This is a genomic window from Caballeronia fortuita, assembly GCF_001544835.2.
Taxonomy (GTDB): domain Bacteria; phylum Pseudomonadota; class Gammaproteobacteria; order Burkholderiales; family Burkholderiaceae; genus Caballeronia; species Caballeronia fortuita.
The window spans coordinates 196,970-218,797 of sequence record NZ_FCNX02000012.1 but is presented as its reverse complement, the minus strand read 5'-3'; the positions used below and the strand labels follow the sequence as shown (position 1 = coordinate 218,797).

General features: G+C 60.1%; 24 protein-coding genes and 1 pseudogene. 9 read left to right on the top strand and 16 right to left on the bottom strand.

Annotated features, from left to right (window positions below):
- The first annotated feature begins 208 nt into the window (after positions 1-208).
- Both AWB77_RS23175 and AWB77_RS23170 read left to right on the top strand, forming a co-directional pair.
- Entirely contained in the window at positions 209-2,152 is a 1,944-nt protein-coding gene (locus AWB77_RS23175) for a hybrid sensor histidine kinase/response regulator (RefSeq protein ID WP_167354170.1), read from the top strand.
- Positions 2,153-2,259: 107 nt separating this feature from the next.
- Positions 2,260-2,526 carry a hypothetical protein gene (locus AWB77_RS23170; protein WP_061136767.1) on the top strand — a complete coding sequence of 89 codons (267 nt, stop codon included), beginning with the start codon at positions 2,260-2,262 and terminating at the stop codon, positions 2,524-2,526.
- On the opposite strand, the gene AWB77_RS23165 is transcribed toward AWB77_RS23170, so the two are convergent.
- Positions 2,523-3,932, bottom strand: coding sequence for a sensor domain-containing diguanylate cyclase (locus AWB77_RS23165; protein ID WP_244158619.1), 1,410 nt, complete (start codon positions 3,930-3,932; stop codon positions 2,523-2,525). The genes AWB77_RS23170 and AWB77_RS23165 overlap by 4 nt on opposite strands.
- A gap of 152 nt (positions 3,933-4,084) precedes the next feature.
- On the opposite strand from AWB77_RS23165, the gene AWB77_RS36060 reads away from it, so the two are divergent.
- From AWB77_RS36060 to AWB77_RS23155, 3 genes are all read left to right on the top strand, one after another.
- The gene (locus tag AWB77_RS36060; protein ID WP_157694900.1) at positions 4,085-4,411 is read left to right on the top strand and encodes a hypothetical protein; all 327 of its coding nucleotides are present in this window, start codon (positions 4,085-4,087) and stop codon (positions 4,409-4,411) included.
- On the top strand, positions 4,377-4,595 hold the full coding sequence (locus AWB77_RS23160; RefSeq protein WP_208601550.1) for a hypothetical protein: 219 nt from the start codon (positions 4,377-4,379) through the stop codon (positions 4,593-4,595). The genes AWB77_RS36060 and AWB77_RS23160 overlap by 35 nt, the downstream gene beginning before the upstream one ends.
- Positions 4,596-4,866: 271 nt before the next feature.
- Positions 4,867-5,481 carry an ATP-dependent DNA ligase gene (locus AWB77_RS23155; protein WP_061136764.1) on the top strand — a complete coding sequence of 205 codons (615 nt, stop codon included), beginning with the start codon at positions 4,867-4,869 and terminating at the stop codon, positions 5,479-5,481.
- Between the two features lie 478 nt (positions 5,482-5,959).
- On the opposite strand, the gene AWB77_RS23150 is transcribed toward AWB77_RS23155, so the two are convergent.
- The 11 genes from AWB77_RS23150 to AWB77_RS23105 all read right to left on the bottom strand — a co-directional run bounded on the left by AWB77_RS23150 (position 5,960) and on the right by AWB77_RS23105 (position 15,180).
- Complete coding sequence (locus tag AWB77_RS23150; RefSeq protein ID WP_063936551.1) at positions 5,960-6,373, bottom strand: GNAT family N-acetyltransferase; 414 nt, start codon at positions 6,371-6,373, stop codon at positions 5,960-5,962.
- A gap of 91 nt (positions 6,374-6,464) precedes the next feature.
- Positions 6,465-7,187, bottom strand: a complete 723-nt coding sequence (gene arsH / locus AWB77_RS23145; RefSeq protein WP_061136762.1) for an arsenical resistance protein ArsH — start codon at positions 7,185-7,187, stop codon at positions 6,465-6,467.
- Complete coding sequence (locus AWB77_RS36055; RefSeq protein ID WP_157694899.1) at positions 7,180-7,326, bottom strand: thioredoxin domain-containing protein; 147 nt, start codon at positions 7,324-7,326, stop codon at positions 7,180-7,182. Before AWB77_RS36055 ends, arsH begins: the two co-directional genes overlap by 8 nt.
- Before the next feature lie 19 nt (positions 7,327-7,345).
- Positions 7,346-8,416 carry an ACR3 family arsenite efflux transporter gene (gene arsB, locus AWB77_RS23140; protein ID WP_061136761.1) on the bottom strand — a complete coding sequence of 357 codons (1,071 nt, stop codon included), beginning with the start codon at positions 8,414-8,416 and terminating at the stop codon, positions 7,346-7,348.
- A gap of 22 nt (positions 8,417-8,438) precedes the next feature.
- The gene (locus AWB77_RS23135) at positions 8,439-8,930 is read right to left on the bottom strand and encodes an arsenate reductase ArsC (protein ID WP_061136760.1); all 492 of its coding nucleotides are present in this window, start codon (positions 8,928-8,930) and stop codon (positions 8,439-8,441) included.
- A gap of 40 nt (positions 8,931-8,970) precedes the next feature.
- A complete protein-coding gene (locus tag AWB77_RS23130) occupies positions 8,971-9,441 on the bottom strand; it encodes an ArsI/CadI family heavy metal resistance metalloenzyme (protein WP_061136759.1) in 471 nt (156 codons plus the stop codon).
- Positions 9,438-9,773, bottom strand: a complete 336-nt coding sequence (locus AWB77_RS23125; protein WP_061136758.1) for an ArsR/SmtB family transcription factor — start codon at positions 9,771-9,773, stop codon at positions 9,438-9,440. The genes AWB77_RS23130 and AWB77_RS23125 overlap by 4 nt, the downstream gene beginning before the upstream one ends.
- A gap of 93 nt (positions 9,774-9,866) precedes the next feature.
- Positions 9,867-10,328, bottom strand: a complete 462-nt coding sequence (locus AWB77_RS23120) for a hypothetical protein (RefSeq protein ID WP_208601549.1) — start codon at positions 10,326-10,328, stop codon at positions 9,867-9,869.
- 5 nt (positions 10,329-10,333) lie between these two features.
- Positions 10,334-12,370 (bottom strand): hypothetical protein, encoded by a 2,037-nt coding sequence (locus AWB77_RS23115; RefSeq protein WP_063936547.1) that lies wholly within the window; start codon positions 12,368-12,370, stop codon positions 10,334-10,336.
- Complete coding sequence (locus AWB77_RS23110) at positions 12,363-13,919, bottom strand: site-specific integrase (protein ID WP_063936546.1); 1,557 nt, start codon at positions 13,917-13,919, stop codon at positions 12,363-12,365. The genes AWB77_RS23115 and AWB77_RS23110 overlap by 8 nt, the downstream gene beginning before the upstream one ends.
- Positions 13,906-15,180 (bottom strand): tyrosine-type recombinase/integrase, encoded by a 1,275-nt coding sequence (locus AWB77_RS23105; protein WP_061136755.1) that lies wholly within the window; start codon positions 15,178-15,180, stop codon positions 13,906-13,908. Before AWB77_RS23105 ends, AWB77_RS23110 begins: the two co-directional genes overlap by 14 nt.
- Before the next feature lie 131 nt (positions 15,181-15,311).
- Between AWB77_RS23105 and ligD the strand changes: the two are divergent.
- The 4 genes and pseudogenes from ligD to AWB77_RS36045 form a co-directional block, all read left to right on the top strand.
- Positions 15,312-16,658 (top strand): annotated as a pseudogene (gene ligD, locus AWB77_RS34705) (DNA ligase D); the annotation flags it as partial.
- Positions 16,659-16,864: 206 nt separating this feature from the next.
- Positions 16,865-17,155, top strand: a complete 291-nt coding sequence (locus AWB77_RS36050) for a hypothetical protein (protein WP_157694898.1) — start codon at positions 16,865-16,867, stop codon at positions 17,153-17,155.
- A 637-nt stretch (positions 17,156-17,792) separates the two neighbouring features.
- Positions 17,793-18,302 (top strand): hypothetical protein, encoded by a 510-nt coding sequence (locus tag AWB77_RS23085; protein ID WP_061136751.1) that lies wholly within the window; start codon positions 17,793-17,795, stop codon positions 18,300-18,302.
- A 606-nt stretch (positions 18,303-18,908) separates the two neighbouring features.
- On the top strand, positions 18,909-19,391 hold the full coding sequence (locus tag AWB77_RS36045) for a hypothetical protein (protein WP_157694897.1): 483 nt from the start codon (positions 18,909-18,911) through the stop codon (positions 19,389-19,391).
- A gap of 55 nt (positions 19,392-19,446) precedes the next feature.
- On the opposite strand, the gene AWB77_RS23070 is transcribed toward AWB77_RS36045, so the two are convergent.
- The 4 genes from AWB77_RS23070 to AWB77_RS23055 are packed head-to-tail and all read right to left on the bottom strand — an operon-like array spanning position 19,447 to position 21,812.
- Positions 19,447-20,007: a hypothetical protein gene (locus AWB77_RS23070; protein ID WP_167354167.1), complete on the bottom strand. Its 561-nt coding sequence runs from the start codon at positions 20,005-20,007 to the stop codon at positions 19,447-19,449.
- Complete coding sequence (locus AWB77_RS23065) at positions 19,961-20,245, bottom strand: DUF4148 domain-containing protein (protein ID WP_061136807.1); 285 nt, start codon at positions 20,243-20,245, stop codon at positions 19,961-19,963. Before AWB77_RS23065 ends, AWB77_RS23070 begins: the two co-directional genes overlap by 47 nt.
- A gap of 46 nt (positions 20,246-20,291) precedes the next feature.
- A complete protein-coding gene (locus AWB77_RS23060; RefSeq protein ID WP_008343290.1) occupies positions 20,292-20,501 on the bottom strand; it encodes a hypothetical protein in 210 nt (69 codons plus the stop codon).
- A 57-nt stretch (positions 20,502-20,558) separates the two neighbouring features.
- On the bottom strand, positions 20,559-21,812 hold the full coding sequence (locus AWB77_RS23055; RefSeq protein WP_244158618.1) for a cation:proton antiporter: 1,254 nt from the start codon (positions 21,810-21,812) through the stop codon (positions 20,559-20,561).
- Positions 21,813-21,828 lie beyond the last annotated feature (16 nt).

Genomic DNA, 21,828 nt, shown 5'->3' with positions numbered 1-21,828 from the left:
ACGCCGGCTGAGCTCGATGCGCATCTCATTGAGAATGCAATGGACGACGATGAGCATCGAGCACTGTTGGGCCACGACCGGGCACAGCTCAGCCTCTTTGTAGCGGCCTAGCAGCCAGTCAATATCTAGAAGAATCCCGGGCATAGAACCCGGGATTTTTTTTGCGCTGCGAACTGACTTTCAGTCGCTAATGTGCGAGGAATGCTTAATGCAGACGAATAAGGCGTCAGAAGACCGGGGAAAGTCCATGATTGTCCGAATCGCGCAATACCCGCTCAAGAAGCGCCTGCTGCTCGGCATGGCGTCAACGGCCGCCGTCCTCCTCGCGCAGCAAGCGCTGACAACCGTTGCGCATGGTCGGCTGACGTTCCTGCTGATCAGTGCCGCGCTGCCGTTCGTCACCGTGCTGTTCGGCGCCTTCTCGGGACTATTGCTTCTCATGACCGGGATCGGCTTTGGTGCACTGTGGATGATGCCTCTTGGCAGTCTGGCCGTCCAGCAGCCGGACGACCAAATCGTGCTGCTGGCTTACGTCGTCATCGGCGCATCCCTGGTGGTGGCCGGGCAGCAACTGGCGAAGGTTGCGCGACGCGCCGGAAGAGCCGAATCAGCGACGCATGATGCTGCGGGCCGCCTTTTGGAAGTCGAGCGCGACGCGCGACATCGCTTCGACGTAGCCCTCAACAGCGCAGGCGTGCCATTCTTCATACTTACACCCGTCGTGAGAGACGGGCAGGTAGCAGAACTCCGATGGGACTATCTCAATGAGGCGGCCGCGCGACTCTTCAATCAGGCCGCGACGGTTGTCATCGGCAGTTCGACGTCCTATGTGCGCCCGACGGGCTGGGACGCCGATCTGCTTCTCGACCGACTTGCGCCGCTTGCCAAACGCGGCGGTCGTGACGCATTCAATCTTCACGTGCAAGCGGAGACCGGCGAGCAGTGGTTTCATGTCGTCGCCGCATCTCTCGACGGCTCGGTCGTGGCATGGTTCGGCGACGTGACGCCGCATGTGCGGGCGGAACAGGCGCTTTCGGAGGCAGACCGCCGCAAGGACGAGTTCCTCGCCACCCTCGCGCACGAACTACGCAACCCGCTCGCGCCAATCAGACAGGTCGCCGAGATACTGGAGCAGCCGCGACTGACCGATGAGGGCAGGAAATGGTGCGTCGCGGTGCTGCGTCGCCAGTCCGCAGCGATGGCACTGTTATTGGACGACTTGCTCGACGTGTCACGAATTACGCGCGGCGCGCTGACATTGCGAAAGGGGGTCGTGTCGCTGCGGGAAGTTGTCGACGAGGCAGTCGAGATCGCGAGGCCGATTATTGAAGGCAAGGCGCACGAGCTTGTTATAAAGCCGCCCGCGCGACCATTGCATGTGGAGGCAGACCGCCTGCGCCTCGCGCAGGTGTTGGGCAACCTGCTTACAAACGCCGCGAAGTACATCCCACCGGGTGGGCGCATCGAACTCTCGACGAAGGCCGAGGATGACGAGATCGTGATGTCAGTCGCCGACAATGGGATCGGTATCGAGCCTGACAAGCTGTCGGCAATTTTTTTAATGTTTTCACAGGTTCACCCCGACCCTCACCGCGAGGGCGGGCTTGGTATCGGGCTCGCGCTATCGAAGTCGCTGATCGAACTGCATGGGGGCCGGCTGACGGCTTCGAGCGGTGGAAAAGATCGGGGAAGCTGTTTTTCGATCCACCTCCCGGACGAAATCCGGGTGGCGGCCGCGCCGATACCGGCGCGAGAGGCGCCAACCGTCGCGTCGGCGCTTGCGAAGCGTTGCATTCTGGTCGTTGACGACAATGTTGATGCGGCCGATGCGCTCACCGCGCTCCTTGAGCTTGAAGGGCACGAGGTACGGACGGTCTATTCGGGCGAGGAAGCCGTCGACATCCTCAAGCACTACAACCCCGAGGTGGTTTTGCTCGATCTTGGATTGCCGGGCATGAGCGGAATAGACGTCGCGCGTCGGGTACGCGCGAGGCCGGCGACGAAGGACGTGACGATGATTGCCATCACCGGCTGGGGGCAGCCACAAGATCGGGCGAGGACCGCTGAAGCCGGGTTTGACTTCCATTTCACGAAGCCTGTCGATGTCGTCCAACTCAATGCAGCAATCGATAGCGCCGGGAGAGCCGCTTGAGGCGTTAGTCGTCGCGAAAAGATTGCCGGTTTTTAGACTTCTGTGCATTAGTTGCCGATCTTGGTCTACTATTTAGGGGTGACTCTAGATGACTGAGAGAGGCGGTCATGGAAGCTGACGTTCTGTACAAGGGCTGGACGCTGTCGCCCATCGCTGTCGACGACGGCGAGTTTTTCACCGCGATGGTCCTGGTGACGACGCCCGACGGCGAGATGCGGGCAAGCGGTGCGCTCGGCCAGTTCCCATCTGCAGCGTCGGCTAGAGAGTTCGCGATTGCCCACGGTATGGCGGAAGTGGATCGTCGGGACCCCCCCCTCCCTGACGGGCCGGACCATAGCAAGCCGCCTAAAGTCGGATATCGCGTCTCAGCTTAGTGGCCGAAACGCTCGGCGCTGGCGGGAATCACTATGGCGGTCGCTTTTCCGGCAATGTCGTCGACCACCCGATTGCGGCCGCGCGCTTTGGCTCGGTAGAGAGCCGCGTCTGCAAGGCCCAACAGGGCGGTCGCCGACTCGCCGGCGTTCGAAAACGAGGTGGCCAAACCGATCGAGACGGTGACCGGGCCGCCGTCCGGCGATGCCGATGGGATCGCGAGCTTTTCCACTGCTGCTCGCAGCGACTCTGCCACGCGCAGTCCTGCCGTCGGTTCACAGCCAGCCAAGACCACGACGAACTCTTCACCGCCGTAGCGAGCGACGACATCGCCTTGTCGACGCAAAGTGCCCGCGAGCGCGCCCGAGACTTGTCTCAGGCACTTGTCGCCAGCCAGATGCCCGAACATGTCGTTGTATTGCTTGAAATGGTCGACGTCGATGAGCAGGACACACAAGGGCTGATTGCTGGCGCGAGCGAAGGAAAACTCCCGGGCAAAACGCTCGTCGAAGTAGGCGCGGTTGAAGACGCCTGTCAGGCCGTCGCGTGCCGACGCCTCCACCAAGGTCCGGTGAGTCTCGGACAGACGCCGGTAGAGGCCCGTGGTCTCGTAGATCAGCATCCCGAGTACGGCGCTAGATGACACCATGGACGCTCCCCGTGCCGCGTACCAGCCCACGCTGTAACGGGCGCTCGCCGAAAGTGTCAACGTCACATCAATCAGCGTGCCAAGCAGCGCGACCGCGAGCCACAGATCCATCAACGAACGCAGGCGCGTGGCCGAGAGGTGACATCCGAGCGCTGCCAGACACATCGCCTCGACGATAAGTGCGGCGGGGCTGCTCGATAATTGCGCGTAGGAACCTGATTGGGCGACCAGCGAAGGAAGATGCGATTGGCCGGCGGATGCAAGCGCGCAAAGGGCAATCGCGATGGCGACTGCGCCCACGACAACAGCTCTGCCGCGCGCCCGGCGGCCAAGAGTCGAGGGTATGGACCGGCCAACCAGGGATGCCGTCACAAGAACAGGGAAGCCGCCATGCCAAAACACCCAAATCCAAATCGCCGTCTGCGGTCCCGCGCCGAGCAGTCCCGTTGTGGAAAAAATGCCTGGGAACACGAGCAACTGGATGGCGGCGATGACGCTGGTGAAGGCATACGCGCCGCTGAGCGCGGCGAACAGCAGCCTTCCCGAGACAACGTACTGCGTCCAGAGCAGCAACGCGGTCAGCCCTTCGGTGAGGGTGACCCAGGTCGCGAACACCGGCAAAAAAGCGGGAATGACGGGCCCGGCGTTCTTAGCGTGCGGCCAGACCAGAACGGCTGCAACAATCGTCAAGGCCGCCGCCGCGGCAGCCATGGCTCGATGCCGCGGCGTAGAGGGCAGGTGAATGAGGGTGGTTTGCATCGTAGGAAAAGGCGTAAGTGCGACCGCTGCCGCTTTAGCCCTCAGCTGAGGAATCTACGCTTCCCATTACGGCCGCGGGCCATGGTTCTTGAGAAACCCTGGGTTCGAGTATTGCTATCGATGTACAGCAACGGTAGCTAGGATCGATCGGCATGAAAGTCACCATTGTTTCGCACGAGCCTCCACCGCTCGGATCGGCGGAGGAACTCCATCGGTTTCGTTTCGAAGCGGATGACGGCTTCGGCCCGCCTAGAATTCACGAAATCACGCTGCGCACCGCCCGCGTGATCGTCGGCAACCTAAGGCGCGACGATGCCGTCACCAAAATGCTTCGCTCGATCCTCAGCACACAACGCGCCGACTACGACACTTTGATCAGGAGCACCTATACGGATGACAACGACGCCAACGTTGCGCCACGTGCCGCAGCCCGACGATGGATCGGTGCACAAAACCGCGTACCGCGAGTGGACCATTGATTCGCGCCCCACCCGAAGCGGCCATCACTGGCACGCGTGGTGTGAGCTCGAGCGCAATCCGACCGAAGATGACGCTGACGGCCAGATCTTCCACTTTTCGGATATCGGGTACTTCGACAGCGAGCGCGCGGCGCACGACCGCGCCATCGCGTGGGCGAAGGCCTGGCTAGACGAGAATTTCTAAAGACGGCCAACATGCTCGGGCAAGCACTTTGCGCAAGCGTCGCCATACCCACATTCCCGGAACGAGGCGATGACTAGCGGTAACGGAGCGGTGGACGAGGTCGTCGCCAGGCGGCGACGGACACTGGGTGGCGCATTGAAGTTCCCGATGCCGCCCGGCGGGGGAGAGTCTTTGTGACGATCGTAGCTCAAAAGCTAGAAACGCTAGATCTCGTCGCGCGACTCTGCCCTCAAGCTCACATCCACATTGTCAATGACCCAGCGATCAGCACATGAAAAGGCGCTTCTCGCGCGGTGGCGGGCGCACCGCTGATGAGCCATTGCCGGAGTCCATCCCTCCTCAACTGGCCACGCTCGTGCGCCGACCTCCCGCGAGCGGCGACTGGGTCTACGAAATAAAGTTCGACGGCTATCGCCTGATGTGCAGGCTGGACGCGGGGCGGGTCAAACTCATCACGCGCGGAGGCCACGACTGGACAACGAAGATGCGCACCCTCGCCACCGCGATCGAAGAAATGCCGGTCGACAATGCGTGGTTGGACGGAGAAGTAGTGGTGCTCACCGAGTCGGGAACTCCCGATTTCAACGCTTTGCAGAACGCGTTTGACCGACGCAGCACGGCGCAACTGACCTTCTTCGCGTTTGATGTCCCGTTTGTCAACGGACGTGACTTGCGTGAGGCGCCGCTCTCGCAGCGCCGCGAGCTGCTCGGCGAGTTAATCGCCCGGACGTCGAGCGAGCGCGTGCGCTTCAGTGAGTCATTCACAGAGGATCCGGAATCGCTGCTCGCGTCGGCGTGCCGAATGCGGCTTGAAGGGATCATCGGCAAGCGTGCGGATGCGCCGTACCGTTCCGGCCGCTCGACCGACTGGATCAAGCTCTTATGAGCATTTTTGGGTGTCAATAGAACCATAAGTCCTTATTGCGCAGGCCTCTAGCGCATTGTCATAGTAGCTGATGTAGCTAATTATGCGGAATATGGCCTTGTTTAGTTACGTTTTCAGCCTGGTGTAGCCGGGCTGCTGCTTCGCGTTTCTTCGTTTTTCGGTCCCGGAAATATCTCTCATAGCTTTTGAGGGGGTGCAGGGGGAGCGCAACTTAAGTTATCCACAGATCTGTCCTAGCCGCGCGCGCCCCCTGCCAGGCCACCGCGGAACAGCGAGCGTCTGCCGGGTGCGATTTGATGTCAGCAGTCGCAGACCTTCCACGGGCTCGTGGTGTGCGGCCGCCCCATATCAGGCAGTTAGTCGGGCCGCTTGCGGCCATTGATTGTGTCGTGTTCGATGGCTCGTTTGAATCCATCGAAAGACGTTGAAAGCGGCCGAAGACGCGACCATCGAGCACAATGGCCCGCAGTGTAATGGCTCACGCGATGTGCTTTTTCATGCACACGGCGGTAGACGGACAGAGGCGCATGAACTGTGCCGTTTTCAGTACTTCATCTGGCACCTTGGTCCGCTCGCGTTCAAAAAATTTGCGCGCGCTCGTTGTGAGCAACCACAGGCGCGAATAGTTGCACGCCCTGGCCTCCCGTTCTATCGCCAGAAGCAGAGAGGTTCCGAGACCCGTTGCACGTCGATGCACGGCGACAGCCAGCGACCTGAGCAACGCGTCAGTGCCCAAAGGTTCTAGACAGACGCTTCCAAGTATCGCTCCCCCTTCGTCGACGGAAACGAGAAATCCCGGCAGGAGTGCAGTCGTTACATCCTCAGTTGGCAACTCACACGTTGCCAACAAGGCTCTGATCCCGACAAGATCGTTGTCGACAGCGGCTCTCATTTTCACGACGTGCTCCGTTCTCGTGCGGCGACCTTCGTTGATGTGTCGCCGTCGAGCGCGCGACGACGATCGGAGCGGCGGGCGACATTGATCAGATACTGCCCTGGTTCACGCGCTTCATCAGCTCCTCGGCGCTTTCCTTTCGTTCGCTGTAACGGTCGACCAGATACGGACCGATGTCACGGGTCAGCAGCGTGAATTTCACCAACTCTTCCATCACGTCCACGACCCGATCGAAGTAGGCCGAGGGTTTCATACGGCCGGCTTCGTCGAACTCCATGAACGCCTTGGCCACCGACGACTGGTTGGGGATCGTCAACATGCGCATCCAACGACCGAGCACGCGCATTTGGTTGACCGCGTTGAACGACTGCGAGCCGCCGCTTACCTGCATCACCGCGAGCGTCTTGCCCTGCGTCGGCCGGACCGCGCCGACCGAAAGCGGAATCCAGTCGATCTGCGATTTCATGATGCCGGTCATCGCGCCGTGGCGCTCTGGCGAGCACCAGACCATGCCTTCCGACCACAGCACCAGGTCCCGCAATTCGGCCACCTTGGGATGAGTGTCCGGCGCATCGTCCGGCAGCGGCAGGCCGCTCGGGTTGAACGTCCGCACGTCGGCACCCATCGCCGTGAGGAGGCGCGCCGCTTCTTCGCTCAGTAATCGGCTGAATGACCGCTCACGCAGCGATCCATAGAGCAGCAGGATGCGCGGGGGATGGGACGAAGCTTTCGCGGCCTGAAGGCGGTCGATGTCGGGAACGCGGAACAGCGCCGGGTCAACCTGCGGCAGCTCGGTCGAAAGATCAGGCACGTTCGCCCTCCATATCGATGATGACTTCGCCGTCTTGTATCGCGACGATCGTCGCTTCAATGTTCGCATTTTGAATCAATGCGAGCGTGTGACGCGGGGCTCCGAACCTCGGGTTTAAATAGATGATGACCTCGTTCATGCATTCGCTTCCGTAACCTTCAGGCACACTCGTACCAGTTCTTCGAACGGTTGACGATGCGTACGACGAGCAGCATAACCGGCACCTCGATCAGCACCCCGACGACGGTCGCGAGCGCAGCGCCAGAGTTGAAACCGAATAGGCCGATTGCCGTGGCGACCGCGAGCTCGAAGAAGTTCGATGCGCCGATCAGGGCAGATGGGCAGGCAATGTTGTGCTTTTCACTTACCGCACGATTAAGCCAGTACGCCAGCGCCGAATTGAAAAACACCTGGATCAGGATCGGCACGGCGAGCAGCACAATGACGAGTGGTTGCTTCAGGATAGCTCCGCCCTGGAAGGCGAACAGCAGGACCAGCGTCGCGAGCAGCGCCGTGATCGACCAGGGACCGATCTTCGCCATTGCCGCCTCGAACGCGGCCTCTCCCCTGGCGAGCAGCACCTTGCGCAGAATCTGCGCGAGAATCACCGGAATGACGATGTAGAGCGCGACCGAGGTGAGCAGCGTTGCCCACGGCACCGTAATGGCGGAAATGCCGAGCAGCAGGCCAACGAGCGGTGCAAACGCGACCACCATGATGCTGTCGTTGAGCGCGACCTGCGAGAGCGTGAAGAGCGGGTCGCCGCCGGTGAGACGACTCCAGACAAACACCATTGCCGTGCAGGGTGCGGCCGCCAGCAGGATCAGGCCAGCCACGTAGCTGTCGAGTTGCGCCGCGGGCAGCATTGGCGTGAACAGGTGCTTGATGAACAGCCAGGCGAGGAACGCCATCGTAAAAGGCTTGATGAGCCAGTTCACAACGAGCGTGACGCCGATTCCCCGGATATGCTGACGCACTTCATGCAGCGACGCGAAATCGACTTTGACCAGCATCGGGATGATCATCACCCAGATCAACAGCCCGACCGGGAGGTTGACCTCCGCATACTCCATCCGGCCAATCGCCTGAAAGACACCGGGCAGGAGCTGGCCGACCAGGATGCCTGCGACAATGCACAGCGCGACCCAGACGGTCAGGTATCGCTCGAAGAAGCTGATGGCCGGTTTGGCAGTGGTCTTGCGCGAAGCGGCGACGTTGGGGGTGTTCATGGGACAACTCGATGGAGAGGGGTTAGCTTTTCAGGATGTCGTTGAGTGCCTGCTGAAGCTCGGCATCGCCCAGACGGTCCAGGGGAAGTTCAAGCAACTGCAGCATTCGATAGCCGATGGCCTGGCGGGTCAGATCGAACGCCTGACGCTTGCCTTCATCGCCCGGTGCGTTTGACGGATCTGCATAGCCCCAGTGCACCTTGACCGGACTACCCGGCCAGAACGGACACGCTTCGGCGGCCGCGCTGTCGCATACCGTAATGACGATGCGCATTTGCGGCGCACCGTCCTGTGCGAACTCGTCCCAGCTCTTGCTGCGGTAGCCGCTGACGTCGATACCTGCCTTTGTCAGCGCTTCGATAGCGAGCGGATTCACGCGGCCACTCGGCGAACTGCCAGCGCTGAAAGCGCGCACATTTTTGCCCATCTTCGAGGCGAGGTGATTCAGCATGGCCTCGGCGAGCACGCTGCGCGCCGAGTTGTGCGTGCACAGGATCAATACGTTGGTCGTCATAGGTTTCTCATTGAATGGCGCGCCGGACTCAGCAGCACGACTAAGACTTCACCGGAACACCGACCGGTTTGCCCGACGACGGAGCGCAGCACGCTCCAACTTCAGAAGCAGGTGCACTGTTCTGCGCATGACGCGACTCGCCGAATACCGGGATGCCGTTCAGCGTGTGATACGACTCCCATGCGATGCCCTGCGGATCGACGGTCCAGTACTTGTTTGACTTTGCATAGCAGCAGGCCGTATCCACCTGGGTGTCGACAGGCAAAGCCGCGCCTGCAAGGCGATCATGCATCTCAGCCAGTTCGGCTTCGTTCTCGACCTGCACGCCCAGATGGTCCAGGCCCGGCGTGGCCCCGCGTTGCGAGATCGCGAAATTGACGCGCGGGTCGTCGAGCATCCACTTCGCGTAGTCGTTCTTGACGACCGTCGGTTCAGCCGCAAACAACGCTGAGTAGAAGCGGATGCTTGCGGTGAGATCCGTGACGGCGACGTGGATGTGAAAGCGCTTCATGACTGCTTCTCCCGGGAGGGAGAACACGCTGATGCCGGCGAACAGGGGTTGCCGCCACAGCAGTTCTCGGTGAGATAGGCCAATAGGCCGTTCATCGTTTCGAAGTTCGCGCCGTAGAAGACGAACCGGCCTTCCTGCCGACTGGTGACGAGCTGCGCATGAGACAGTTCCTTCAGGTGGAAGGAAAGGGACGACGGCGCAACACCCAGCAGCGTGGCGATCTGGCCTGCGGGCATGCCTTCGGGGCCTGCCTGTACCAGAGCGCGAAACACTGCGAGCCGCGACTCGTGCGCGAGCGCCGCCAGAGCGGCAATGGTCTGGTTGGTTTCCATGATTCGATAATAGTCGAAATATGGAATGAACGCCAGAAAATGCTTTCTTGACGTCCCCTTGATGGGAAGGTGAAGTCGGCATTCCCGCCGTCTTCATCGTGTTTTATCGTTTGTCGCCGATGGCTTCTTGGACACACGCGGCTCACTCGGCTCACGGTCCACACCAGGGAGGGGTTTGTTCAGAAATTCCCTCGTCAGGTTACGGGTCTGGGCGTTATAGCTCCAGACTGCAAACTGCTCAAGCAGAGCGTTGTTCTCGGCCGCGAGTCGCAGGTTTTCGGCTTCCAGCCGAGCTATTCGGTCTAGGGCGACCTGAAGCTCCGGCGACATCGCCTCGCGAGACCCTTCATCCGTTTGACCCGACAGTACCTTCTTTCGGACCGCAAAGGCCAGGCGGATACGCTCGTGACGGTGAAGCGTTTGCCGCGTGTAGCTAAGACCTGCGCGCCGCTCAACCGCCTTGATAAGCGCTTCCCAGCTTAGTCGGCCGCTCCAGCCTTCGAGCACCCCAACGATCGTGGCAACGACATCGTCGTCAAGGTTTTTCTCTCTCATGCGAGTCATGCCGCCGCCCCGTCGAGCGTCGATGAATTTACGGACGACGGCAACAGTGCACGCGCTTGGACCGCGTGCTCTAGCCGAGACGGTGTATCTACCGACATCAGTTGGATGACTGCACCCCGCGGAACGGCTGGATCATCCAGCACGTCAAGCAGCGCCTTGACGCGGGCGAGATGAGCCTTGTGATGCTCGGCCCATTCGTTTGCACCGAGTTCCCCATCGGCTTCGGCCTGCTCCGCCATCGACAGCAGCTGCGTGGCCTCAGAATGAGCCTGGCGGACGCGTTTCTCCTTCTCTGCCCCGCCTTTCACGCAAACTTGTTCGCTGCAGTTCAGGCAGTCGCGGTGCATCTCGCACGGCGACATCACATAATCGTGAACGCAATATCCGAAGTCCGTGGTGTGCGCTGTCGGAACCTTCAGTCGTGCAAATTCGTCCCGCGTGATGAGTTCCGCGCGCGGCCCCGTCGCCAATGGACCGAAGAAGCGCGTGTTGTCGCCGACTGCAGCCCGAATGCGCGCGACTACGGCATTGGATGTCTCATGGTCGTAGTACCGATTTTGCCGCACTTCCTTGCGACCGGACCACTTGGTAATGTCAAGTTGGCTCAGCCCACCTGCTTGCGCCAGTGTGTTCAGGTAGTGGCGGAACTGATGAGTCTTGATACGAATCGGCTCCCCGTTCGGCTCGGCAAAGCCACAGCGTTCGAAGATGGAGTAGCGGCTGGGTATAGAAGGAGCACCCAGCCGAAGACGGATCTGGTTGTACCGCACAGGTTCGATGACACAGCGGAACCGAGGTTTGGAACGATGCAGCGCATTGCGCTGTGTCACGAAAAGTGCGTCGCTGTACTTGAGTCCCGTTGTCCTGTCAGCGACGGGGAATCCCGGCGGCAGTTGTCGCAGGACGGCCGCTTCCACGTCGGCGAACCGCGCGTATGCTCTTCTCCCGCGATGCTCCCTGAGGACACCATTCTTGCTGCACCATCTGACTGGTAATTCCGGGGATACGGGCTCAGCGAAAACTATCGCTTCGATCTCATCTAAACTCAGCCATTCTTTGACACGTAGATGCTCCATTCCTGGAGCCAAGTAAAGCCGTGCCGGGTTTTGCTCGTACCAGCGAGCGATCTCACGCGCCTCGTCGGTAAGCCGGCGGATCTTGCCGACTGCCTCTTTGACGACGGAGGCCATCGCGGGAATAATCCATTTCACCATCGGTGCAGCTCCCTTGACGGGCCACCATCTCACGCCATAGTCGCCTTCATTCGAGCGATCGCTTTTCTGCTCGACTTCGCAATCGTACGGGAGGCAAAGTATTTCGCTGATGCGGTCCGGCGCCGCGCAGAGAAACGCGGTGATTGACGACACCATGACATCGATCGAAATTGTCGCCATAAGGAACACCTTAGGCAGCGCGTCAAGTGCCGCTTGACTTGGCATTTTTGCCGCCTGGCGCTCATCCGCCGACTTTCCTGTTCGTGTCCGATAATCGTGGGGTGCCAGCAACGGATTGACCCACCGCGTCGGCACCGCCATTAGGCGGTTATCGCACAAGAATTCGGCGATCATTTCCAGTTGGTTCGCCCCAACGTAAGCACTGCTGGGTGCGAGTCGCTCCGCGAGCAACTGAGCCGCGCGATTTAAAGCGTGGGCGTCCGTCCACACGGCGTCTGCCGTTCCAGCTTCGAGCAGCGCCGCTTCGAGTGCACGTAGCGCAGTCATGCGGTTTGTCAAACTGATTGTTGGCCGCATGCCATGCTGGTAGCGGATATATGATTTTGCGAACGAGCGGAACGGTTCGTCCATCATACTGGACTGCCTTTTGCGCGACGTTGCTTGCTTACTGAACACCAGCCCCAGGGCGTTGTGCCTTCCCTTGCGTTGGATATGTTCTGACACCTCCCAGCGGTCGGCATCGAAGACAAGTGACGCGCCGAACGAGGTGAGCTTTGTTCGACACAACTCAATGAAGCCGGCCATGTTGGCCTGAGCGTCCAAATGAGACTGCGGCACGAAAGTAACAATGTCAGCCACGGAATGAGCTCCCCGCACGCGCTGCCTCGCAGCGCCGGATGACCTCAGCGACCGCAAGGATGGCTCTGTCGTTGATCGCTGCAATGCGCGCGTCGCCCTCATCCATCAACCGCTCTCGTTCGGCGATTAGGTGAGTGAGAACCTGCTCGTGTGGTCCGTCCAGCCATGGCTCGAAGCTGGTGCAGCCATAACATGCAATCGGCTTGAGGAAACCGCAGAATCCATCTTTGCCGCAACTCGACATTGCGTCGAAGTTCCCGACAATCGCTGGCGCCCGGATTTGGCTTGCCTCACTTCCAAGCCGTGATGCCTCTGACGGGCCGTTGATGAGCTTGCCCGAGAACGCTTGCGCAAGCGGCGCGAGTTGCATGGCGAGCGAACGATCGATACGCTCGACGATTGCAGGTGTTGAGCGCACGTACACGCCAACGTTCGCGGTGTTGGAATGGTCCAGCAGTTCGGCTATCACCAGCTCGCCGTGACCCTCTTCGGCGGCTCGGGTTCCAATCGTTGACCGGAACCTCTTCGCGTGGATCTTGAGAGGCTCTCCCGTACGTTCGGAAATGACGGTCAGCCGTCTCATGATCGCAGTGAGCCTTCTCCCCACGTCATCCGCCTGCAAGTGGTAGAGGTCGGCATTTGCCCGAGGTGCAAACTGTTCGTCGAAAAAGAGCGGGGCCTGAGTCGGGTCGTCAATAATTCCGGTGAACCGTGACTCGATCTGGCGGGCGAATTCAAAAACCAGCCCGCCAATCTGGGGGGTGAGTAAGCGGTCCGTGAACTGGCTGCGCGCGTTGCTGACTCCTTTTTGCTTTGCGCGAGGCATTCTCACCGAGTAGGAGGAAGACCCATCCTTCGAGTGCAATCGCACGACGTCGCACACCTTCAAGCGTGCATACTGGGTCGGTCGCATCCCAAGGGCGAGAAACATCCAAGAAAGTATGTATTCGTGGAGCGTAACTTCGTTCCGAGCGTATGCCGCGTTCAATGCGTACTGGAGCGCCTCATGCTCGAGCGCTGTGAACGGCCCTCTTATCGGATCCATCGTCGCCACCGCGACGCCACTTGTTGCGCCCTTGAGTCGAAGCTGATTCAGTAGCACGACCGCATCGTTCGTTATCCCCGGATATCCGAGTCCGTACCACCGTCTGAGGAACCCTGACACGGAGGCCAGACGCCACTCACCGGCTTTTCCAATGTGAGCCCTGTAATTCAGAATATCGACGCTCGATATTTCGGCGTTGGGCGTCCCGTTAATCGTCGCCTTATGCAGAAGCAGGTGCCGAATGCAGTTGTACTGACTCTTCACGTACCCAATCGAATGATTTTCTGCGTACCAAACGAGAACCGTCTTGAGTGCGGTCTTGAAGTCGCTTCGGAGAGGAGGCATCTTGTTGAACCGCAGCCAGACCTCGTGCGTCAGTTCCCGAAGGACCCAGGTGTCCTGGTGCGGGTCGAACCGGTATCCTTGCTTGGCCGTCACGACGGCCGGGAGGATGCCGATGTATCGTGCGGCAACGGGCATGTTGCTGAGGTTATTGTGGTTCATTGATAGGTTTCACCATCCTGTCCTGCAGTTGCAGCGAGGCGTCGCGCGCCTTGCGCTCGGTTTCACGCCGGGTATAGCGTTCGGCCGTGCCGGACGTCTCCGACCATCCCATCATCTGAGAGCGGATTTTCTTCTCGACTTCAGGATCCATGCCCCGTTCGTCCGAAAGCTTCGAGAAGTTGTAGTTGTTAGTGTGGCGAAGAATGTGCGGATGGATGGCTGGAAGGTCGGAGTGCCTCTGCCTGAGCGCAATGAATATTTCGTTCAGCCCGCGCAAAGAGAGAGGCGCCCCGCCGTTCGCTACGAACAGGAACGGATGCTTACGAGCGGCTGGATAGCGCCGCCGCTCCCCGACAATGTATTGAAGCGTTCGCTGCGCCAAATCATTGTTGATGGGCAGAGTGCGGTCGTGTGTCTTTGTATTGGGCTGGTAGGGGCGTGGGTCGATAGAATCGTCTGCCCGGCGAGCGATGAACACTTCTCCCGTTCTTATGTTCACATCGCTAACCTTGACACCCAGAAGCTCTCCGCGACGAATGCCGAGACCCATGAACCATCGCACGATGAGTTCATTGCGAATCTTCGCGTGCCGGCCTTCCCAAGGATTTTCGGTCGAGCGAACGTCGATAACATTCCAAAGCCGCTCCTGGGTCGATTCATCTAGCGCCGCCCGTCTTCGAGCGTTGTTGCGCCCCTTTGCACTTGGGATTCGCGCCGTGAGTCCGGAAACGACGAGCTTCTTAACGTCGAAAAGGGTCGCCCGCGTCGGATGCTGTACATCCATGGTGAGAAGATGTCTGTCAGTCAGCCATTCAATGAAGTTCCGGATATACCTTATGCGGACACCTGCGAAGTCACTCGCAACTTCCTCGATGACATTCTTTGCACGAGCCCGGTATCCCTCAAGGGAAACTGGTGCACGACGGAGGCCAGTTGAGTTCGCGTCGCCCCGCGCCACGATGGCGCTCATCGGAAGACGACACAGTCGCACCAATGCATCGAGCTCACCCAATTCGAGCAATCTTCCAGCTCGCATGCGGTCAGTCAAGTCAATTTGATGCTGATCACAGAACAGCTGCAAAACCACCAATGCGCGCAGCACTACCTCCATCGTGGCGCTCGCCCGATTACGAGCGCGGATTTGAGAAAGGGTGAAGACGGTCGGATCGAACAATGGAACCCCAGTGCCGACATTTACGAGAATCGGGAACCGCTCGCCGGACACGAAAACGGCAACCTTGACCTTGTAGTGTTCCGCCATTTATTGACATTCCCCGAAATGCCTCGATCGCTGCAGGCAATGGATCGCAAAAAAAAGATGTAAAGAGCAGAGAAGCTCGCGGACACTCATCGTAGGGCTCACTAATTACATCTTCTTGAAAACGCCCACAAAAACTAAAGTGCAATCAGCGGCAAGAATTTGTCGTGGGCGGCTAGACGAGGCTCGCGGGCGCGAAAAGCGGGATGCGATCGCTCATGCTCGGCGTGGACGAGCGAGACGGCAGTTTGCGTTTCGCCGGAACTGTGAAGGTAGAACTAAAGCCGCGCCCGCTAGCTGAGTTAGAGAAGAAGGCGGCGAAGCTCCTTCGCGACGATCCTCCTTTTTACAACCCGCTCCCATGCGAAAAGGATCGCGACTTCGTTTGGCTAGCCCCCGAACTCGTCGTTGAAGCGTCTTTCCTTGAATGGACGCCCTCGGGCGAAGTTCGTCACCCCGTTTTCCAAGGCATGCGCGACGACAAGCCCGCCACGGCCGTGACAGAAGAAACAGTCGTCGATGTGGACGAGCCGGAGAGCCTGCCCCAAGCGAAGGGAACCACGCGCGCGTCACCGGGCCGGGCGGGAACGCTAGTCATCGCTGGCGTGAAAGTGTCCAACGCCGAGCGCATCATCGACGACGTGACACGCCTGAAGAAAATCGATCTGGTGCGTTACTACGACGAGATCGCGGAGTTCGCGTTGCCGTACCTGAAAGAGCGGCCGGTGTCGCTGGTACGCGCGCCGGAAGGCATCCACGGCGAGCTGTTTTTCCAGAAGCACGAGGAGCGCTCAAAGATCCCTGGCATCACGCGACTGCCCGTTGAGATGCACCCCGGCCACCCGCCGCTGCTAGTCGTCGACCATCACGAAGCGCTCATCGGCCTCGCCCAGATGAACGTGGTCGAATTGCATAGCTGGAACGCCGTGCAGCCCGACCTTGATCATCCCGACCGCTTCATCCTCGACCTTGACCCCGACCCGGAGCTGTCATGGCAAATGATGGTCGATGCGGCGACACTATCAAAGGTGCTGCTAGACGAGATCGGACTCAAAAGCTTCATTTAGACGAGCGGCGGCAAGGGCTTCCATATCGTTGTGCCGCTCACGCGCCGGCAGCAGTGGGATGAAGTCAAAGACTTCTCGCACGCGGTCGCGCGCTACATGGCGCGGCTCATGCCCGAGCGGTTCTCGGCGGTCCTCGGACCCAAGAACCGGGTGAAGACAATCTTCATCGACTACCTGCGCAACAGCAAAGGGGCGAGCACGGTCGCGGCGTACTCGGCACGCGCGCGCTCAGGCATGGGCGTGTCGATGCTCATCGCGTGGGACGAGCTAAAGGACATCGGCCGCGCCGATCAGTGGACTATCAAAACGGCCGCGCGGCGCATGCATTCGCTAAGGGCCGATCCATGGGACGGCTTCCACCGCACGCGGCAAGGCATTACGGTTGCGATGCGAAGGGCGGTCGGCTTGCGCTGACAGCCCAGCGTCAGACTTCCTGCCGCCTGCCGCAATTGTCGAGCACCGCGGCACCTTGGTGGATCCAGCGGAGTGTCGTAATTTCATTGATGCCATACTGAAAATTACACGCTCAAACCGCGGTGTCTGTAGGTCTCGCCGAAAGTCAACCGGCACGCTGTTTGCATGATGTGACGGTACATGGAGAACTGATCCCCGGTGACATCATGCATCACTCGATCGAACCTCACGAGCTCAGCAAGATCGACCTCGCGGCCTTTCAGGTCGTGCAGGTCTCGGATGGCACGCATACCGTGGTGCTATGGGAAGCACCCGAACCAGACCTTTCGATGCGGCCGCATATGCAAGCGGCGACGCTGACCATACGTCTTTGCGATCCTCTTAATCCTGTGCGCAGGAAAGATGTCTGCGAGCGCTTGCAGTCGCATCTACGCGCAGTTCGCAATGAGAAGCGCGCTGTACGTGAGCGACCGCGCGGGCAGCGCTTAGCCGCGTAAGCCGCCGCGTAGCGACAGCGCGCGAAACAGGAAACGTTGTCTTGATCTCAACAAGAACGAACTGCACGACGTCCGAATGCCATCAAGCGCGCCCGCGCCGTTGTCGTCCTATCGGCAAGCAACTGATTCCCTATCCTCTGGGAAGAGCGCGTTTTCTGCTCCTTTTCAACGAATGAGACTACTGCACCGACACGTACACTTCTTTCCGTGGCGATGAAGCCCAAACACGAGTCTCACAACGGCAGTCACCGAGCATCCGGCCCAATCTCACGCCTATCCGGACAAGCGGTTGACGCGCGCGCGTCTCAGCGTTCATCGCTCCGCTTTAAGAGATTAGTCGTTACGGGGTAGTCGTTGCTGTCCAGCGTTAGAGAGACGTTGTAGGAAGTTGACGCAATCGTAGTAAGCGAAGCCCCGGCCCGAATCATCGGTCGGGGCTTCGTCTTTCTGCGGCTATCGCGCGTCTTTCAGTTGTGCGGTTTGGGCGGCGGCTTAACCTTGTTGTGCTCGCACTCCGGCGTGTTCTTCAGCGCTTCCTTGGTGACGCCCGCCCACGGCGCGTGACTTGCTATTGGTCCTAGCCAGTTCAAAGCAACCGTGGCCGTCGGCCGCGTTCTCATGAGCGAAGGGAGGGAAGATGAGCGAACTACAACGAGACGACATTGAAGTACAGCCTGCCAGCCTGCAAGACGCCAACGAGCGGCGAGCGCTCCTGCTGCATCTCGGTGACGTAGTGGAATCAATCGGCTGCGTATTGAAGTGCGCCGAGCGTCATAGGACGATCGGCGAGGCGGCCGCCGATGAGGAATCACTCGCCAGCTTTCCGATACTGGGCCTCGTCACACCGCAACTGACGCCGCACGACTTCGCTGCGCGAGCAGCCACCGCTTTCTTCCTCTGGACCAAAGAGCTGCTTGAGCCGACGCTCAATCGCAAGCTGTTGGCCTACACGATTCAGCATGACCTGTTCGCAGGCAACCAATCAGGATGGGAGTCGTACGTCGCGTTGCTGCGCGCGCAGGTGCCATGGTTCGGAGAGGGGCTTGGACCGGTCGCCGATGCCGAAGCTGAGTTCCTGAGCACCTCACTCTGGCCAGCCCGGGAGAGCGGGCAACGCAGCGCTGAGCTGCGCGATGCTTCAGACTGAGGCAAGGGACGCCGCCTCCTTGTAGAGGCAGGCATCAGTCGGATCGACTATCGAGGACTCGAGCTCGGGCTAGGCCAGCCGCGGTACGCGCTGGTCTCGAGCAACTCGCCGCGGAAGCGGCGGTAAAGAATGTCGCAGCTTGGCCCGCTCGTTGCTGAAATGATGTCACCGTTGAAGGAGACATCGATGTGCTACGGAAACCCTCACGATCTGCTGGAACTCGTTGCGAGCGCGCTCCCCCTGCGTAACGAACTAGGGCACACCGGACAAGAAGACTTTGAATACTTCTGCGCATACACCGGACTTCGAGAGGAGAACGTCGGTGCCGATGCGTTTGCATGGGCTAAGCTAGCCTTCTTGTCCGCGTGGAGGCGCCGAACGGAAAACGTTGCGGAGCAATCAACATCGTGAACACGAGCCTCCCTCCGATTCGCCCCTCTCTGTTCGTCGAGGAGATGAATAGACTGCTGCCCCGGCAGCGAGGATTTTCTCCCGGCCTCCACGTCTTCTTGACGCCGCGTGGATGCAGCGACGAGGAGGCAACTGGGTGGGATTGGGCCCCGGATTCGCCTGCGGCAGCCGTGGCAGTGGCGCAAACGTTTGAGGATGTTCGACATCTTCATCGTCTCTAACTTCCTTCCTTGCTCGCCACAACCCGCCTCCGCCGCACACGCTATGATGATGCCGCCCACACGGCGTGCCTTGTCAATGCCGAGAGCTTGGACTGGTGCGATTCAAACCATTGCTCCGCCACGGGTGCCGCCAGTTCCGGCATCTCAGTCGCAAATTGCCCCGCACAAGCGCTGTTCGGCACATAAAGTTTCTGAAGCGAATGCCGAAAATCGAGTGATGGATAAGGAACAGCGACGACGACCAATTGTGGACGAGCAGCTACACGCAGATGCCCGGGCGCTGGCTATTAGCATCGAGACAATCCGTCGCGCGCGCGGGAAGAAGAATCCGCGCGACGTCGATTTCGGCACGCCTGAGTGGAAGAACACCTGCATCGAATTTGCTCGAGATTTGCGCTGGGCTTTAGGCATTGGCGACGACGGCCTTACCGAAGTTCGTCGACCAGACAACCCTTGATCTCGGCTTTTCATTGCCTCACTTAGCGCGCGATCATGATCCGGCCAACCGTGCTTCAGACTGAGGCGAAGACGACGCCGCCCTCCTTGTTGAGGCAGGCATCGTTCGGCTCGATGATCGAGCAGTCGAGTTCGGGGTACGCCAGCCGACGATACACGCTGGTCTCGATCAACTCGCCGCAGAAGCGGCGGTAGAGAATGCGCCCGGCGAAATAGTACTGCGGATCAAAGGAAGAGGGCGCTTCGGCTGGAACGGCTCCGCGGAACGTGGTGCGTGTGTCGGCCTCAAACGTCGTCCATAGCTCGCTGCGCGCCGGCAGGACCGTCGCGGGCGTGACCGCGTCGGTGACCGCGTAGCCCCATCCAGCTTTCGGGAGGGCGTGTCGTGCGCCGATGTACGTACGCTTGACCTCGAATGCGCTGCTGACGACCTCAAAATCGAAGTCGCAACGATTCTGCAGGACGAACGTCACCCGCGCTGGAGAACCGGGAATGACGCGGGCCCTGCTGATAGCGATCGACAGTTCCCGCGCGTGCGTCGTTCGGATTGAATGGACCCCCGTCACCGGTTCACTGCGTTCGTGATGGGGCGCATTCCATCCGGTACCAGTAGTCAACGAGTCGCTGCGCCGCCTGCAGGTCCTCGGGATAGTAGGGATCGTCCCAGAATGGCGGCGGGTCGTATCCTGCCTTCCGCAACGCGGCTAACTCCGACTGGTGCTCCGCCATTGTGGGGTTTGCATTCGTCCTCAGCGCCGTCAGGTCGTGGCACTCGCGATCCGTGAGGTACCTGCCGGGCGGTGGCATCTCGCCGACGCCTACGCAACCGGCGAGCAAATATATGCCGACGCCAATGCCGTCACCAAGTGTTTCCGTGTCGCGCCCACGATTGCCACCTGCATTAGTCGCCGCTGCCAAGCTCGCTATGCTTGTGCGAATGCGTGGCCGCGTGAACGAGCTCGTAGTGAGCGCCTTTGCCACTTCGGGTCGGCGGAAAATGCTCGCCCTCGACGCACGTCACTTCGAAGCCGGATCCGCCGTCGCCTTCCTTCACGACCTTGTAGATGCCCGAGGTCTGAACTTTCTCGCCGGGCTTGTGCTGTTCTGCCATGAGTTCCTCCGCGCTTTCGTTCATAGCGTGGAAGGAGCAAAGACTGTTCCGCCCCGATTACTTCCGGCTGAGATAGCGATTGAGGAGGGGTGTGGCACTGGCGCCGTGCACGAACACCGACAGGACGATGGCAGCGAGCAGGATTGGCAGGAGTGGTCCAACGCGGTCGTGCCCGGCCTGTTCGAGAGAAAACAGCAGGTAGTAGAACGCGCCGACGCCACGCAGGCCCAACCATCCAGACAAAAACCGCTGATGGCGGTCCATCGACGAGCCAATCAGGGAGAGGGTGCTGCCGAGCGGCCGGGCCACAATAAAGAGGAAAAGCACCGGCCAGACAACGGACCAATGAATAAGCTCCCGCCAGTGCGCAGATACGACGCTGCCGATGATGACCATCAGGCCTAGTTCGACAAAGCGTTCGATCTCGACCGAAAAGCCCATCATGTTTTCCGCGATATACGCGTGAGCCAATTCGGGATCTTTGGCGGCTTCCTCGCGCTGGCCCCGCTCGACTGATTCCAACACCTCGCTCGGTGGTTTGTCACCCGTTGCCTTCATTTCCTGCCGCCGCAGCGCGACGCCGGCGGCGAAGACTGCGATGAAGGCGTAGCCATCGACGATCAGGGTCGCACCGTAGGCTAAGGCAACGAGCCCAAGCGCAAGAAAGCCTTCGAGACCCAGCGCATAGTCGTACTTCGTGCGCAGTTTCGTCACCAGCACGACCACGCCGGTTCCCAACGCCCAGCCGAAGACGAGTGCGCTCGCCAGCCCCCAAGCAATCGCGAGGGCGAACGTCCACGGATTATCGCTGCCCATACTGCTGACGCCGCAAAGCGCGAGAGCAATGTAGACTATCGGAGACGCTGCACCGTCGTTGATTCCGCCCTCCGATGAAAGGGCGAAGCGCAGCGGTTCGTCGTCGCCCGCTTCCTCGACGCGCAATTCATTGGCCAATACAGGATCGGTAGGCGCGAGCGCAGACGCCAGCAGCAATGCCGGGCCTGCGGCGAACCCGAGACCCCATCGCGCGGCGGCGAACACGACCGCGATGGTAATCAGCATGGCTGGACCGGCGAGGCGTAAGGTCAGTCGCCAAAGCGGCCTGGAAAGCTCGACGCGCAGGTACATTCCGATGGCGAACAGAGACACCACAAGTCCCGCTTCGGTAAGCGTGCGAAGCAGGCGCACGTCGCGCTCGACGTCGATCGTCAACAGTCCAGCGCCCGCCGGACCCAGGAGGAAGCCGACGATGAGGTACACCATTGCGCCGGTCATCGGCAGCCGCTCAACCAGATTTCGGCCCAGCGCCATCTATCAATGCCCCGAC